Source organism: Saprospira grandis (assembly GCF_027594745.1).
GTDB classification, from domain to species: Bacteria; Bacteroidota; Bacteroidia; order Chitinophagales; family Saprospiraceae; genus Saprospira; species Saprospira grandis.
Genome location: NZ_CP110854.1, coordinates 2864343 through 2880404 on the forward strand (window position 1 = coordinate 2864343; position 16062 = coordinate 2880404).

Sequence of the window (16062 nt, forward strand, 5' to 3'; positions counted from 1 at the left end):
CGGTCTGCCGCTTCGCGGCACCCGCTCCGCATCGCTAGGCCAGCTGGCTCTAGCTCTTTTCTTATGCCTTGGCCTATCGGCTTCGCTCTCGGCCCAAAAAGGCCCTGCAGTGGATAGCCTGGCCCAAGCCCTATACTTTAGTGGCGACTGTAAGGGCGCCGAGCAGGAATACCTCCGCCTGCTAGAAACTGTTAAGTTGGAAGAGCAGCCGGCAGTTTATCAAGACATTATCATCAGCTTAGCCGGCGTATACGCCTGCCTATTTGAGTACCAAAAAGCTAAGCAGCTCTATTTTGAGGCCCGCAGTTTGGTGGCTAGCCAAGCCAACGGAACGGCCTCGGCCCCCTATTTAACTATTTTAGATGGCCTAGCTGGAGTGCACCACCAAATGGGCGACCTCCTTTCAGCAGAGCTTTATTATAAGGAGTACCTCGAGCGAGAACTCCGAAGAGGCGAACCCAAGAGCTTTAATCGTTCTATTGGACTCAATAATATTTCCTTGGTTTATTATGATCAGGAAAAATGGGATCAGGCGATTAAAAATTACCAAGAGGCTATTGATATCATGAAGTTTCACAAAGATCCTTATCATAGTTTGCCCTTGTATTATCTCAATTTAGGACGGGCCTATCATGGCAAAAAGGATCTGGAAAATACCCGCAAATATTTCCTTTTGGCCCTAGAAAGTGACAGCTTGGCCTATGAGAAGTCTAACCCTTACTCTTTCTACTTTTCTATTCTCTACAACTTATCTTATCTGGAGTTGGAGTTGGGCCAAAGAGATAAGGCCCTAGGCTATGTTCGCCGTTGCTTAAAAGAAAACTGCCAGCTGCCCAACCTAAGCGAAAAACTAGATGAAAACTGGAAAGCCGCCATCTTGAATGCCGATTATATTTCTGAAGTCCCAGTTTGGGATGCACTTTGGGCCTATTATGATATTTTGGCGGGCCAAGACCCTCAAGGGCAATTACTTATTGCGCAAACGGCCATGGCCATGCAAAACCGCTACTTATTGCGCTTTGAGGATGAAAATGATCTTTATACGGCCCTAGACTATAAGGGAGAATGGGCCGATTTGGGCCTAAGGGCTGCGGCTGCAGCCTATGCCGAGAAGAAGTCGGCCCAACCTTTTCAGCAAGGGCTATATTTTGCCGAAGAAGGCTTGGCGGCCCTTTTGCGCAGCAAGCTGCGCAAAAATGAGCAGCTCAGTCTGCTACAACTCCCTGCAGATTGGGCCAAAAAAGAAGAAGACTTGCGGCAGGCACAAAAAGCGGCCAAACTGGCCCTCCTAGAGGCCGATAGAGCGGAGGAAGCGGCTGCGCAAAAAGCGTATAATCAGGCGCAGATCGCCTACAGCCAATTTCAGGATGAGCTGAGAGAACAATTTCCCGACTACCATCAGCTCAACTATAGCGAGGCCAGCATTTCGGTAGAGGCCATACAAAATGTATTGGGACCAAAAAGAAGCATGTTCATCTTTTTGCAATCAGATTCGGCAGCATACCGGATGGAGTTGAGCCAGCAGCGCCTTTCTTTGGTCCGCTTGCCAATCATGCAAGATAGTTTGGACCAACAGATCATGTCTTTGCGCAAAATGCTAAGCAATTATAATAGCTTAAAGCAGCAAGACATTGCCGATTTTAAGGCGCAGGCTCATGCGCTGTATCAGTTTTTGTTTCCCAAAGAGATGCCTGCTCAGGGGCAGGAGTTAATCTTTATCAATGAGGGGAGTTTTGCCTTATTGCCCTTTGAGGTGCTTTTAATGGACCAAAAAGGGGAGGACTTTGAGCAGCTATCTTATTTGGTCCGCAATTACCCCATTAGTTATAGTTATTCGGCAGAGTTGTGGGTACAGGCCGAGCAGGCCTACCGCTCTTCTGTCCAAAAGCTATTTTGGTCTATGGCGGCCAACTATGAGGGCAGTAGTTTTTCTCCCTTACCCTCTGCGGATTTGGAGGCCGAAAAGCTGGCCCAACTGATGGGCGGCGACTATAGTGCGGGGGCCAAAGAAAGTGAATTTAAGCAGGGTGCCAAAAACTATCGGATTTTGCATTTGGCCATGCATGGTTTGCTCAATGACCATAACCCTATGTTGTCGGCCATGGCTTTTAGTGCTAACTCGGAAGAGGATGGTTTATTGCAGGCCCATGAAATTGCGGAACTAGATTTAGGGGCCGAGTTAGTGGTGCTTTCTGCTTGTCAGACAGGCGAGGGAAAATTGCAAACTGGCGAGGGGAGTTTATCTTTGGCTCGGGCATTTCGTTATGCGGGCACCCCTTCCTTGCTGATGAGTTTGTGGCAGGTGAATGATCAGAGCACGGCATATATTATGGAGGCCTACTACAAGAACTTGCAGTCGGGCATGACAAAAGCCATGGCTTTGCAGCAGGCCAAAATAACCTATTTGGACAACAGCAAGGGCTGGTCTGCTCATCCCGCTTTTTGGGCGGCTTTTGTGCAATTGGGCCAAACGCAGCCCTTGCAGTCGGGTAGCAATTGGGTATTGTGGCTATGGACCTTAGCGGTACCCGCTAGTTTATTATTGGCCTACTACTTTTTGTTTTACAAAAGAGGAAATCGAGAAGAGGCGGCTTAATTGGGCCTGTATATACTCTAAAGGGAGAAGAGCAAAATGCTCTTCTCCCTTTTTGTTTTGGGCTTTAGTGTTCTGCGGCAGGGCGGCGAAGCCGCCCAAGAGGAGCGAAGCGACGACCGGCTGAGGGATGGACAGCAGTGGCCGCAGGCCAGACCAAAGCGCGAAGCGCTGCAGGGCCGAGCGAGCAGCGAGCTGCGACACAGCCCGACCCGCCCGCAGGGCGGGGCAGCCCCAAAAAAGGCAAATTATGGTTAAGTCTTTAAGGGGGCTAAAGTTATTGCTAAATGAAAAGATAGCGAAAAGGCCAAAGGCGCTAAATGCTTGTAAATACTGAGATTAGCGGCTGTTATTGGGGCTTGAAGCTAAGCTTAAGAGCTGGCTAAAAGTATTAACTGACAAAGCGGGGATTTTTTTGCTTCAAAATTGAAAAAGCTAAAAAAAAAGCCTAATTTAGAAGCCGATTGGAACCGAACTTTTCATGCACTATAATATCTGCCGAATACTATGGCTGAAGAAACTCAAGAATCCTTAGCGGAAAACATGGGGCCTGTAAACCTTAATTACGGACCTTTTGAATTAAAATCTGCTTCTGGAGATCCGACTCAGAACATGAGCGCATCTTTGCGTTTATTTGAAAATAACAATGAAATTCCTCCTGGCATCATTCAGGTGATGAAAGAGGGGGATAATTATAGAGCGAGCTTTGATGGCGCTTATCCTTTGCAGGCGAACTTAGGTGGTTTGCAAACGGAGGGCTTGACGCTCAACCATGTAGCAGTGGGCAGTGGCGGACTGGAGAGTCTGCAAGTACAACTTGCTCGCTTGGCGATGGGCCAACAATTTGAAATTACGAATGCGCAGCTTAGCTTATCGGGCAGCAATGGCAACTGGCAGGTGACTGCTGGCGGGGCTTCTGGTGAACTGATGGGGCATGCCTTTACGGCGGCTGGCGTACAGCTCAACTTAGATAGTAATGGGAGCTTTGTGGATGCAAGCTTTGATAGTGTAAGTGGCGAGGGCATGGAGCTTTCTGGAGGGCGTTTGACGCCTGAAGGTTTGCAGATTGCTAGTGCTGGCTTGCAGTTGCCTGAGATTTTGGGCCAAAGCATGACGGCTGACTTTACCGATTTGAATATTACGAGCACTGGAGCGACTGGAGCTGGCGTTTTGCGTCAGGATTCTACTTTGGCGCTTTTGGGCGGGAAACTTCAGGTTTCTGGCTTGGTGGGTGCGGTTAATCTTTCTTCTGATAGCTGGATGGTGGATGTGGCGGCCAATGCTGATTTTCAGGATGGCGCACATCAGGTGACGGGCTTATTGGCTCGTTATACGGCCAATGGAGAAAGCACAAATTTGGCGGTAGAAGGAGGAAGTTGGAGCTCTACTGTGGGGCCTTTTACTTTTTCTGGAAATGGTCTTAGTTATGATACTACTTCTGATCAGTTGAATATTGCTACGGCCGAATTATTGGCTGACTTGGAGCAGTTTCAGATGCAAGGCACAGGAAATGGCCTTCGTTTGGGCCCTAATGGCTTTGAGTTTGACAGTATTCAGATGAATACTTTGGCGCCTGTAGATTTGCTGCCAGGCCTTTCTGTAGGTAGCCTATCTGGCGAACTACGCAAGGAAGGCGAGGGCTTTGCTTTTGATGCAGAGGGCCAACAAATTGCAATGAATTATGGCGCAGCTACAGGAACTGTAGGCGCTTTACAATATTATTATAATAGTACAGGAAGCTCTATTGAAGCGCAAAGCATCGCTTTGGGGCATCCTGCTTTGGGTATTTCTGTAGGAAGCTTGAGTCATGTTGCTGGACAAACGACTCTAGGCGAGTCTCAAATTACGGTCCGCAATATTGGCAATGCTGGCGATATTGTGGCCAGTAGTGAAGGGATGGAGTTTACAGAAGCAGGCCTGCGCGTTACTAACTTTAGTGCTAGTTTGCCAGAGTTTGGCGGAGTAGCCGCTACGGCTACTGCTGCGGGAATCACCCTTGGCGATAGCTTGGCCGTAGAAGGCGGAACCCTAGATTTGGCTGGAGAAATTAGCCTTTTGGGTGGAGCCTTGACGGTTACTAACCCTAGCTCTACTTTTGACTATGCCGAAACGGGCTGGCAAACGGAAACTCAGGGTACTATTGGCTTGAATGTTCCTAATACAACGGCTTCTGGAGAGCTTAAGGTCTCTGCTGGGGCTGAAGGAACAGAAATGGAGTTGCTCAATGGCCAAATTGATGCAGAAATTGCAGGCGTTGGCCTTAGTGGTACTGGCGTGAGCTATTCTTCTGAAACCGATGAGCTGAATGTCGATCAGGTACAGATTACCGCCTCAGAATTGTTAGAAGGTGGAGATTTGCAGGCTACAGCTACGGGCATTAAGTTTAATCAATCTGGTTTTGACTTTCAAACGATTGATGTTAGCTCTAGCGGAGCTATGGAGTTGTTGCCCGGCTTTACGGTAAGCGCTATTGATGGCCTACTGAGTAAAAATGGCGAAAACTTCGACTTGGCCTTTGGCGCCGATGCTGCAGTGGCTTTGGGCACGATCAATGGCTCTGCCGAAGTAGATTATACCTACGAAAATGGACAGTCTACCATTGAGCTGCCTAGCCTTCAACTTTCTGCTGGCTTGTTTAGCTTTGAAACGGCTAATGTGGCTTATGAAAATGGCCAATTGAGCATTGATAGCGTAGATCTGAACCTACAAAATCTTGGTCCAATTGCAAGTAGCTTGACTGCCTCGGCTTCTGGAATAGTATATAGCAGTGCCGGCTTGTCTATTGATAGCATGAGCGCAGACTTTCCCGATTTGGCCGGTACTGGCGTTTCTGTCTTGGTCGAAAACTTTAATGTGGCCGCTGGCGGCGCTGTATCCGGTAATGGAACAGTAAATCTAGCTAGCGATATTGTTTTGGCTGGCGGTTCGGCTACCCTTAGCGATATTGAGTCGAGCGTAGATTTTTCAGGCAGTACTTGGGGCGTTTCTATTGGCGCAGGCTTGGCTTTCCAAGTGGCTGGTGTAGAGGCTTCTGGACAGGTAGATATCAATTATGCTTCTAATGCAGGCCTAGGGATTAAAATCAGAAATAGCCGATTTGATGCTGGTTTTGCTGGCTTTGAGGCAAGCTCTAAGGAAATGAGCTATGAGGCGGCTTCAAATAAATTTGTCGTTAAATCACCTGCCTTTAGCTTCCCCAATTTTGCCGATGGCCTAAAAACGGAAGCCGAGTCGATCTCTATGGAGGATGGCGACTTGAAGATTGAAGATGTTAAGGTCACTTTGGGCTATGAGTGGAATATCCGCGAAGGAATTGTGGCTTCGCTAGATGAAGGTACACTCAATAAAGATGGCAGTAGTACAACACTTACTGCAGTGGCTTCTCTCAATATTGATTTGCCCAAATATAGCACAACCGGAAGTGCCGCGGCTTCTTTGGAGGTCTCTCTCTCTGACGGAAATGTGGAGGCTGCTCTAGATAGCCTTTCTTTAGATAATGCAATTGTGAACCTAACGGTAGGGGCCGATTCTAAACTGACAGAAAACGGTTTCTATTTTAGTGAGGTCACTTTGGGCATTAGTGAGGATGCCGATTATGAGACCCTCAAGGAGATGTTCCCTGCCTTTGGTGGCTTGGGGGCTATGGCAATCAATGCGCTTAAAGGCTCTAATGTAGTGGCTACAGGCGTTAATGTGAGCCGAGCAAATGGCTTTGAGGCCGAAGATATTTCTTTGGACTTTGCCAAGATCCCTTTCCAAGCTATGGGCATGGAGGGAGAACTAGATATCAATAACCTTTCTGCCAAATTGGGCGGCTCTAAGGAGTTCAAATTAGCCGATTTTGGTATTCCGACTAGCGTGGGCATTTCGGTGCCTATTGTGGCTGGAATTAACGCTACTGGCGAAATTGGCATTGATGCCGGCATTAAGCTAGGCGCCAATATTCAGGCCCAGGGCAATAAGGATAGCGATGTTTGGGAACTCATGGGCGGCATTGATGCCGATGGCGAACTGTCTGTCTATATTCAGGCTGGGGTAGAGGTAGATGCTTGGGTGGCTGGCGCTGGCGCCGCTATTCGCGCAGCCTTTAATACCGATCTCGATATTAGCGCAGGTATTGGTATGGCCATTACTTATAATCCCGATACCAAGTCTGTAGAGATGGTGCATGAGGGAATCACTTTTGATTACCGCGCCTTGGCCGAAATTTATACTAGCTTGAGCTTAGTGCTAAATGGCCACATTTTGGGCTGGGAAACTGAAGAAATCATTGAGTTGGCCCGCTGGGATATTGGTATCTTAGATGCCAAAGGAGATACCGAAGGAAACTCTTTGGGCGAGTTGCTAGGCAACTTTAGCAATTCTGCCAAATTGATGACGGAAGATGATGAGTATAATCTAGTGTAGACTATATTCTTCTAAATACTAAAGGTCCAGAACTACGGTTTTGGGCCTTTTTTATTTTTTGGGGCTGCCCCTTCGGCCTGCGGCCTTCGGGTCGTGCCATTGCGCAGCTCGCTCTCTGCTCGGCCCTGCAGCGGCTGCGCCGCTTTGGTCTGCCGCCTTCGGCGGCCCTGCTACAGCCCCTCAGCCTGCGGCGGCTTCGCCGCCTGCAAGACGCAGAAAATAGATATAGGCCCAAAAGATGTAAATCAATGCGGGTTTAAACCCGCATTCCATAAAAACATTGCGCAGCAATACCGCCCTTACTGTAGGTTTCAACCTACAGCAAATGGCCTAGCGATGCGGCGGGGTGGCCGTCAGGCCAGACCAAAGCCCGAAGGGCTGCAGGGCCGAGCAGACCTGCGAGCCCCAAAGCGTAGCGCCGCAAGGCGAAGCCGCAGCGACAACAAGCCCTTTAGGGCGCCGTTCGACGACTGTAAGGAGTAACGCCCCAAAAAAAAAGGCTCCTTCATCAAAGGAACCTTTTAGGGCGTTAATAATGCTGCCTAATTTCATGCACAATAAAATCCACTGCGCCAGTATCGTAGAGTAAGCGGCGGCACATCTGAAAAAACAGGAGCTCCTCCCAAAGCCGATAATTTTCCTCATCTACCAAAGGATTGCCCGTAGAATGAAAGCGAGCATTTTGAGGCTGAGGCTCAATCTCAACAGCAAAACGAGCCTGAATTTGGCTGCTATCGGCTATTTGTAGGCCCAAAATGCGCTTTCGGCCCTCATGCCGGCTATAAATCTGCATAGGCAAGCTCATGATGGCCGCATTGAAAAAGGTATGTGAGGAAAATAAACTGAATTTTCGGTTTTCTGGAAGCTGAATATGGGCCGCCAAAAAATCAATAATCCATTCATCAATGCTTTTTTCGCCCCGGGCTACATAATAGAAATAGGCCCGCTCCCAATCGGAAGAGGCAGAGGATTGAATCAGGCTATCGTAAGAGGAGCTAGTAGACATATTATAGGGCTTGAGTACTTTGATTAAAGGGCTGTTAGGCCTTGAGGGCTGATGCTAAAGCTTTGTTTAAAGGTTTCATCGGCGGGCTGCCCTTGCATGCTCGGAATATTGCTATCCCATTTGAGCTGAATGCTATTGGGGCTACTGATGTTCAGTTCGAGATTCACATAGTTTTCAAAAATAAGTGGAAGATTGCCCAAGGCGGCATTCCAAACACAACTTCCATCTTTGGCAATGAGGGCAAGCGTAAGCATCTGTTCCGGCGACACAATTTGCTGATCGTCCATAATTTCGGGGCAGGCCGCTTCTTGGACCTCCGCAGCAGTATAGAGCAGCAGGCTTTGCCCGTCTGCCTGCGGAATTTTGCCCCAAACTACAGCCGCATCCTGCTTGAGTATATCGCCTTTTGCCCCCAATAAGCTTTTTAGGTTGGGGACCGCCAGACCAAAATTTTTCTTTTCTGCATAATTGTTCAAGAGAGAGGCAACCGCCAAGCCTTTGTGGTAATCGGTCTTTAGCGGAAGCTGAAGTTGGGCCAAGTTGGCCAGCAAATCAGACAATTGCGCATATTTTTCATGGCTTTTGCCTGCTAGCTGAACCTTTGCGCCTTGGCCATCTTCTCCGCTTAATTGATCGCCACTAAGGCTAAGCGTCATTTTTTTGGATTCATCGCCACTTTTTAGGCGCATATCGCTAGCCGAGCCTTCTCCCGAAAGAGAGAAGACTTTGCCTTGCTGGCCATAATGCAGCTTATAGCGATAGCTGCCATCCTTGTTTTTTTCTAGCCGAGCCAGATAGGCCCAAATTGGTTGCCCGTTTAGGCTGCCTTCAAACCATTGTCCAGAACGATGCAGGTCTTTCCAATACTCAGTTTGTGTTTTGTTTTGCTCTTTTGTGGGATTTTGCTCTGCTGTTTTTTCTGTAGAAGATGTACAGGCAAAAAGGCTAAAGGTCAAAGCGACCAAAAGCAATAGGGAAGTCTTTTTCATGGGATAAATATTAGGATTGAGTTAATCTAGGCCTTCTAGGCCCTTGCTATTTACATCAAAAACTTGTTCAAATTCTTCGTCGATCATGCGGGCGCCTCTTTCGCCGCGCATGTAAGTGGTCCATTTTACGCCAATGCGATTAACTTTTTTGATAGAGAAGCTAAAGTCCATATAATAAGGATCATCGCCAGCATTACCAATATTGCTATTCCAAAGACAGCGGCCTGTTTTATCAAAGAGCGCTGCAGCCAGCATATTTTTGGGGTCTTCTAGATAGGTCCCTGCAATAAAGCGGCAGAACTCGGGCATAACTCCAGTGGCCGTATAAAGTAAGAGGGTTTCGCCATTGGGCTGAACAATTTTGCCCCAAACTACAGCCGATTCCTCCTCTAGGAGTTCTGTTTTATCGCCGAGCAGGCTTTTAAAGTTGGGGACCCATAGCCCAAAGTTTTTATTGACATAATGGGGCTTAATATGCTCTTCAATATCTAGACCTTCATAGTAGTTTTTATCTATAATCGGGAGCCGAAGAGCGGCCAAATTGGCCATGAGGTCTTTGGCTTGGCTATATTTTTCATGGCCAACCGCCTTGAGCTGCATCGGAAAGCGTTTTCCTTCTACATTCGCCCATTCGCCAGTAAGTTGATCGCCATCGACCAGTTCGCCAGCTTCAAATTTTTGAAGATCTACTTCTATATTGCTAGGATCGCCTTTTCCTGTTAGGTAGATGCTGGCCCCTTGGCTAGAGTTGTAGCCATAATGAATGCCATAGGAGTGATCTCCATCGCTGTAGCTATCTACTCGGCTAAGGTATAGCCAGATCGGAATATCTTTTAGGGTGCCTTCAAACCATTGGCCGCGGTGGTTCAGCTCTTTCCAGTATTCTTTGGGCGCTTCTTGCAGGGCCTCGGCTTGTAGGCTGCTTTCTTTTTCGGGAGTAGGAGAGGCGGCGGTTTCTGCCTGACCATCTTCGGCTGTTTTGGGGACAGAGGATTGACAAGAAAATAGGCTTAGGGCCAAAGCGGCCAAAAGCAGTTTAGCATGCTTTTTCATAGGGAGGTTTACGTTTAATGAGGATTATTGTCCTAAAATAAGCTTTCTTCCCTATAGGCCAAAAAAAAAGAGCTGTCTTTAAAAGACAGCTCTTTTGAACTTTGTTGCAGAGACAGGACTCGAACCTGCGACCTTCGGGTTATGAGCCCGACGAGCTACCACTGCTCCACTCTGCGATACAAATATAAGGCGAGTATTTGGGTTTTCCAAATGCAAATAAAAAAACAGGCTAAAGTGATTTCACTTTAGCCTGTTAGCTTGCTTTAAATCAATGGATTAGCCATCAATTATTTTTTTACAATTTTATCAAGAACTTCTTTATTGATCTTGATTTCATATTCCTTACGCAAACTGAGGATGAGGTCCTTTTCTAGCTGATCTTGGAAGTCGGCCACTACATAACCGCGGGCTTCGTCTAGACTTTTGTTGCTAGCGGGAATCACTTCCTCAATTTTGATAAAGTAGTAAGAGCCATCTTTGGTATAGCCTTTATTCATTTTGCGGGCTTTCCACTTGATTGCATCCACTTCTGCATTGCGTCCTTTTTCATAGGTGGCTTCGGTGGTTTGGACCAAGGCCTTATCGGCATTAAAGAGCTCCATGACTTCTTGGGCCGTTTTCTTTTTGGCCTTTTTGCGCAATTTCTTGATCTCTTTTTTGTCTACAGAACGAAGAGTATAAAAGGTCACCTTGGCTCTTTCGTTCCACTGATAGTCCTCCTTATGGCTTTCGTAAAAGGCTTTGAGGCCTTCCTCATCATTAGAGGCTTTGTCCCAGATGAGCTGCTTTTTTACTTCAAAAAGCAAGATACCCTCTTCATATTCGCGAAGCAAGGCCTTAAATTCTGGATATTTCTCTTCCAAACGAGTTTCTTCATAAGCCAAGCTTTTTTGGGCCACTAGTTTGTCCAATACTCGCTCTAGTGCATCTTCATGGCGGCGGGGACGCATAGCAAAGCGCTCGTTGGGCGAGCGTTGCGCCATCTGAATCAATTCTTTTACGCTTGCATTGAGGTTGCCTAAAGTAAAGACCACTTTCTCATTTTTGAGCAGCTCGGGCTTGGGGGTCCAACGGCCCTGAATAAAGGCTTGGTCCTGGCGCAAAGCCGCAATGACTTCCGCATAGACCTTTTCGTCTAGTTGGTAGCCCGCTTCTTCCTTAATTTTATTCACTAGGGCAGTTTCTACCAACTTAAAACGAGGATCTCTCTTGACCTTAGCCGTCAATTCGGCTTTCATCTGTGGGTAGCTGCTCTTATCCATAGATTTTACCCGACGCAAGATATGCCAACCCGATTCAGATTTTACGGGCTCTCCATAAACGCCATCTTTGGGCAAACCAAAGGCCGCATTCTCAAAAGCCGCATCAAATTGATTGATGCCTACCCAGCCAATAATGCCCGCTCTTGTTTTTGAGCTATTATCCTGAGAGTATTTGGCCGCTAGCTCGGCAAAGGTCGCTTGACCCGCCTTGAGGACCCCATGCAAAGAGTCAATTTTTGCCTTGGCTTTTTCTTCTCCACCTTCCTTTTTGGGGCGGATGAGAATATGGGCCAACTGAATTTGCCCATAAGCTGGGCGAACTTCTGTTACTTTGAGCAAATGCAAACCGTATTTGGTCCGAACAATCTCCGATACAGCGCCCTTTTTGGTCGAATAAAGCGCATTTTCTAAGGCATAAGGCAGTTGCAAAACCGTAAAAAAGCCCAAATCTCCCTTTTTTTCCTTGCTGTAGCTGTCCTCAGAGTACTTGCTCACCATGGCCTCAAAGTTCTCTGCAGTCACTTCTTGCTGCAGTTTTTTCATCCGAGCATAGGCCTCTTTAACAGCCGTTTCTTCCGCATTTTCATCCAATTTGATGAAAATCTGAGAAAAACGACGGTCTTCCTGCGCCCGATCAAAGGCTTCTTTAACCAGCTTTTCCGTAATCTCCCGATCCGTCAAATAACTGCTCGATAACTGCCGCTTGTACTGATTCTGCTCCCGCAAAACCTCTGGCTTTTTATCCAAGCCCATTTCTTGGCCCTTAACCACCTGCAACTTGAAGTTGATGTAAAGGTCTAGGTATTCTTCCAATGATTTTTTGCTGTAATCCGCCTTTTCACCATTGGTTTTGTCATAGATATAGGTAAACTCAGAAAGACGAACTTCTACGCCTTTTACCGTAAATAAAATAGGGTCATCCTCCGAGGAGGGTACCCCAGAATTGGGTTGATGCGCCCAAACTTGCCCCGCCAAAAAAAATAGGCAGAAGGCCATTATGCTATGCATCTTCATCATAGGTCTTGAAATATATAATAGTTATGAACAAATTGAAACTCTTCTAGCTTCAGCGCCACAAAGTTAAAGGAGTTCTAGCAAAAAAAGAATTTTCAGAAAATAGAACTATGTCTAGCTGTTGGTTTTGGGGCTGCCCCTTCCGCCGGGTTGAAACCCAGCGCAAAGCGGTATCGCTTTGCGAAGCTATACAAAATGAGGGTTGAAACCCTCATGATATCGGTCGGGTCGGGCTGTGTCAGGGCTCGCAGGTCTGCTCGGCCCTGCGCGGGCTTTGCCCGCTTGGTCTGGCCTGCGGCCCCCCTTATCCATCCCTCAGCCGAGGCGCTGCGCGCCTTAGCAGGCGGCAAGCCGCCTGCCTGGACCAATTAGCGCAGACAGTTCTTATAAAGCGGAATCACATTCTGAAAACCCATATATAAAGCATCTACGGTCAAAGCATGCCCAATAGATACCTCTAGCAAATTAGGGATGTTTTGCTTAAAATAGGCCAAATTGATCAGGTTGAGGTCATGCCCAGCATTGAGCTCAATGCCTACAGCCGCCGCCGCTTCTGCCGCCTTGACATAAGGGGCAATGGCCGCCGCCCGATCTGCCTTGTATTCATGGGCATAAGGCCCTGTATACAATTCTACCCGATCGGCCCCTAGTTTTTTGGCCCCCTCAATCATTTTGGGGTCGGGATCTACAAAAATAGAAACTCTGGTCCCTAAGCTTTTTAGCTCTTCGGTCACCTCCTGCAAAAATGAGGCAAAAGCTAAAGTGTCCCAACCCGAATCAGAAGTTAAGGCCTGAGCCGCATCGGGAACCAAAGTGACCTGATCAGAAGGATACTTCCGCAAAAGGTCCATAAATTCAGGAGTGGGATTGCCCTCAATATTAAACTCTGTGGCAATTTTTCCCCGCAACTCTGGAATATCATCATAGCGAATATGACGCTGGTCTGGACGAGGATGTACCGTGATTCCCTCCGCCCCAAATTTTTCGCAATCTAGGGCCACTTGCAATAAGTTAGGAAAATTAGCGCCCCGCGCATTGCGAATTAGCGCCACCTTGTTCAAATTTACGCTTAAGCGACAAGTTGACATATTTTTTCTTTTTGGTCAATTAGATGGCGCAATATACAGAACTCATAGCAAAAGAACTTGACTGACTTAGGAAAGCTAAACGCCCTCTCTTTTCCCCAAAAGGCCTTAACGCTTTTTTAATAGAAAAGGAGCCTAGGGGAATTTGGCCAAGAAAAAAATTAGCGTAAATTTGTATCGCGGGCGATAAGAGTGCTGAAGCTTGCTGCCTAGAGCAAGTTCTTTCGTTGAGCGGCCTAGCGATGGGAAGCAGTGCGGCGCAGCCGCAGACCCAGCGGGCGCAGCCCGCGCAGGGCCGAGCGAGCAGCGAGCTGCTGGACGTAGCGCCGCAGCTTTGCTGCGGAGGCCCAAAAAAAAATTACTCGATCAGAAAACAAAACAAACCATCCAATGGAATTATTAGATAAGCTAAAATGGCGATATGCCGCCAAGGCCATGAATGGCCAAAAAGTGCCTGAAGAGCAAATTGACCAAATTATTGAGGCCATTTCTTTGTCGCCTACTTCTAGTGGCCTACAGCCTTTTGAGGTCTTTGTGATTACGGACCAAGAAGTGAAGGAAAAAATTAGACCTGTAGCTTGGAACCAGTCTATGGTGACCGATTGCTCGCATCTTTTTGTTTTTGCCGCCTGGGATACCTATACGGAGGAACGCATCAACTATATGTTTGATCTGACCAATGAGATCCGTGGCTTTAAGAATGAGGGCTGGGAAAATTACCGTCAGCAGTTGCTTAAATTTTATCCGCAAAGAGAGGCCGAATTGAATTTTCAGCATGCGGCCCGACAAGCTTATATTGCTTTTACCAATGCGATTAACGCTGCTGCCTTTTTGGGCCTAGATGCTACGCCCATGGAAGGCTTTGAGCCCGAGGCGGTAGATGAAATCTTAGGCTTAAAAGAAAAAGGATTGAGAAGTTGCGTGATGCTGCCCGTAGGCTACCGAGATGCAGAAAACGACTGGCTGGTCAATTTGAAAAAGGTCAGAAAGCCCCTGAATAAATTAGTCAATAGAATTGACTAAGGGCTTTGGACCAAAAAGATTTGCGCTATGGATAAAAGTATCCATAGCGCATTTTTTATGCCCTGAAGTAGGGGCATAAAAAAAGGACCAATGGAAAACCATTAGTCCTTTGAAGTAGCGAGAGAGGGACTCGAACCCTCGACCTCAGCATTATGAGTGCTGCGCTCTAACCAGCTGAGCTATCTCGCCTTTTGCCCTAGTGCGATGCAAATATAGGGCAATATTTTCTTTCTCCAAATTTTTTCTAGAAAAAAGCTAAATATTTTCTTAGAAAGTAGGACAGCCTGTTCTTCTTCGGCCATTATCGCCAAAGTTATAGATTAGCGAGACCTCCATACCCCCACGGCTATTATTGACCGTAGCAAGGGTGGACATAGTGGCATCATAGCTAAAGCCGAATTGGAATTGGTTGACATCTAGGCCCACAATAAAGATGATGGCATCTACGCCCAAGGAGCTAGAGTTATCGGTAACATATTGGTTGGCTAGGCGGTTCCATAGGCCAAAGCGGAAGGCAAAATCGTCATATTTGGGGGCTTGGTAGCGAAGGCTCACCCCAGTGCTAATTTCGGTAGAGGGGCCTTGAATCATGACTACAGCGCCTGGCAAAAGGCTCATTGCAGAGCGGCGGCCACCTAGGCGAACCTCTCCACCTGCGTGGATATTAAAGCGGCTGTAGAGCTTTTCGGTTGGTCCGGCAAAGGTATTTCCAGAAGTATCTACGGGAGAGCGGTTAAAGAGAGAGATATCGGGTTGGTTGAGGTGGAAAATGCTAATTCCGCCATAGGCAGACTGACGTTTTCCGAAGGTCCCGTACCACATTAGGCCAACATGAAGGTCGGCATAGATTCTAGAATCGCGAACGGCCAACATATTTTCGCCGCTATTGATATTGGGGTTATAGTAGCCATTGCCATACTCGTTATCATATTGGGTAGAGTAGGTATTTTGGTCCCAATCGATTGCTCTTTGTCCCATACCGAGATGACCTCCGGCAATGAGGTAAGAGCTGCGTTCTTTTCCTAGTCGGCCACGTCCTTGAGTAAGGAGTTTTTGGTAATTCACATCTAGGCCGATATCTGTAATAGAGTAGGAGGAGGCGCCAGCGACATCGCGCATTGCATTGAAGCCGACCCCAACGAAATCTTCTTTACCGACGGCAAACTTGCCTTCTGCGGTAAAAGAGGCGGTATTATAGGGTTTGTCCAAAACAGAGGACCATTGGCTGCGGTAATTGATACCTAAGCGGTATTGCGACTCCATAACGCCGGCTAGGGCGGGGCTCAGTCGGGCAGGGGCAGAATAATACTGCGAGTAGCGGGGGTCTTGGGCCTTAGCCTCCTGTAAGTTGCAAAAAAAGGCCAGGAGCAAGAGGGCCGAAATAGGTCGGATAAGCTTCATGCGTCTCTTAAAATTTTATCGGTAAAACCTTTAAGGCTATTAGTCCTTAGATGGGTAGAATAAAATGGCCAACAAAAGTACAAAAACTAATGTGGCTGAAAAATATTGTTTTCCTAGAGTGAAAGATGTCTTAGACCTTAAAACGGAGATTTATACAAAATCTTGTAAGCGGCCTTAAAATTCTTTTAAAGAAATGCCATTCTTTTAGGTCAAACGGCCATTCTAGCTA

The 16062-nt window shown here is 47.3% G+C and carries 9 protein-coding genes and 2 tRNA genes; 3 read left to right on the forward strand and 8 right to left on the reverse strand.

All coding sequences use genetic code 11. From position 1 onward, the window contains the following. Window positions 1–109: 109 nt before the first annotated feature. Both OP864_RS11335 and OP864_RS11340 read left to right on the forward strand, forming a co-directional pair. On the forward strand, window positions 110–2596 hold the full coding sequence (locus OP864_RS11335) for a CHAT domain-containing protein (protein ID WP_270098290.1): 2487 nt from the start codon (window positions 110–112) through the stop codon (window positions 2594–2596). A 504-nt stretch (window positions 2597–3100) separates the two neighbouring features. Then, window positions 3101–7000, forward strand: coding sequence for a hypothetical protein (locus OP864_RS11340; protein ID WP_270098291.1), 3900 nt, complete (start codon window positions 3101–3103; stop codon window positions 6998–7000). A 529-nt stretch (window positions 7001–7529) separates the two neighbouring features. Here the strand turns inward: OP864_RS11340 and OP864_RS11345 are convergent. The 6 genes from OP864_RS11345 to OP864_RS11370 all read right to left on the reverse strand — a co-directional run bounded on the left by OP864_RS11345 (window position 7530) and on the right by OP864_RS11370 (window position 13412). Next, complete coding sequence (locus OP864_RS11345; RefSeq protein WP_270098292.1) at window positions 7530–8006, reverse strand: hypothetical protein; 477 nt, start codon at window positions 8004–8006, stop codon at window positions 7530–7532. Between the two features lie 23 nt (window positions 8007–8029). Continuing rightward, complete coding sequence (locus OP864_RS11350; protein ID WP_270098293.1) at window positions 8030–8995, reverse strand: hypothetical protein; 966 nt, start codon at window positions 8993–8995, stop codon at window positions 8030–8032. 21 nt (window positions 8996–9016) lie between these two features. Next, entirely contained in the window at window positions 9017–10048 is a 1032-nt protein-coding gene (locus tag OP864_RS11355; RefSeq protein ID WP_270098294.1) for a hypothetical protein, read from the reverse strand. Window positions 10049–10152: 104 nt separating this feature from the next. Further along, window positions 10153–10224, reverse strand: a tRNA-Met gene (locus OP864_RS11360). 111 nt (window positions 10225–10335) lie between these two features. After that, window positions 10336–12327, reverse strand: coding sequence for a peptidylprolyl isomerase (locus OP864_RS11365; RefSeq protein WP_270098295.1), 1992 nt, complete (start codon window positions 12325–12327; stop codon window positions 10336–10338). Between the two features lie 365 nt (window positions 12328–12692). Next, window positions 12693–13412, reverse strand: coding sequence for a pyridoxine 5'-phosphate synthase (locus OP864_RS11370; protein WP_270098296.1), 720 nt, complete (start codon window positions 13410–13412; stop codon window positions 12693–12695). A gap of 387 nt (window positions 13413–13799) precedes the next feature. Between OP864_RS11370 and OP864_RS11375 the strand changes: the two genes are divergently transcribed. Further along, window positions 13800–14432: an NAD(P)H-dependent oxidoreductase gene (locus OP864_RS11375; RefSeq protein ID WP_270098297.1), complete on the forward strand. Its 633-nt coding sequence runs from the start codon at window positions 13800–13802 to the stop codon at window positions 14430–14432. Window positions 14433–14547: 115 nt separating this feature from the next. Here the strand turns inward: OP864_RS11375 and OP864_RS11380 are convergent. Continuing rightward, window positions 14548–14621: transfer RNA gene (locus tag OP864_RS11380), tRNA-Met, on the reverse strand. Between the two features lie 78 nt (window positions 14622–14699). Continuing rightward, window positions 14700–15833, reverse strand: coding sequence for a PorP/SprF family type IX secretion system membrane protein (locus OP864_RS11385; RefSeq protein WP_270098298.1), 1134 nt, complete (start codon window positions 15831–15833; stop codon window positions 14700–14702). Window positions 15834–16062: the final 229 nt, after the last annotated feature.

Coding starts and splice junctions, on each gene's coding strand:
- OP864_RS11350 (WP_270098293.1), bottom strand. CDS start 8,995: ATGAAAAAGACTTCCCTATTGCTTTTGGTCGCTTTGACCTTTAGCCTT.
- OP864_RS11385 (WP_270098298.1), bottom strand. CDS start 15,833: ATGAAGCTTATCCGACCTATTTCGGCCCTCTTGCTCCTGGCCTTTTTT.
- OP864_RS11345 (WP_270098292.1), bottom strand. CDS start 8,006: ATGTCTACTAGCTCCTCTTACGATAGCCTGATTCAATCCTCTGCCTCT.
- OP864_RS11365 (WP_270098295.1), bottom strand. CDS start 12,327: ATGATGAAGATGCATAGCATAATGGCCTTCTGCCTATTTTTTTTGGCG.
- OP864_RS11340 (WP_270098291.1), top strand. CDS start 3,101: ATGGCTGAAGAAACTCAAGAATCCTTAGCGGAAAACATGGGGCCTGTA.
- OP864_RS11375 (WP_270098297.1), top strand. CDS start 13,800: ATGGAATTATTAGATAAGCTAAAATGGCGATATGCCGCCAAGGCCATG.
- OP864_RS11370 (WP_270098296.1), bottom strand. CDS start 13,412: ATGTCAACTTGTCGCTTAAGCGTAAATTTGAACAAGGTGGCGCTAATT.
- OP864_RS11355 (WP_270098294.1), bottom strand. CDS start 10,048: ATGAAAAAGCATGCTAAACTGCTTTTGGCCGCTTTGGCCCTAAGCCTA.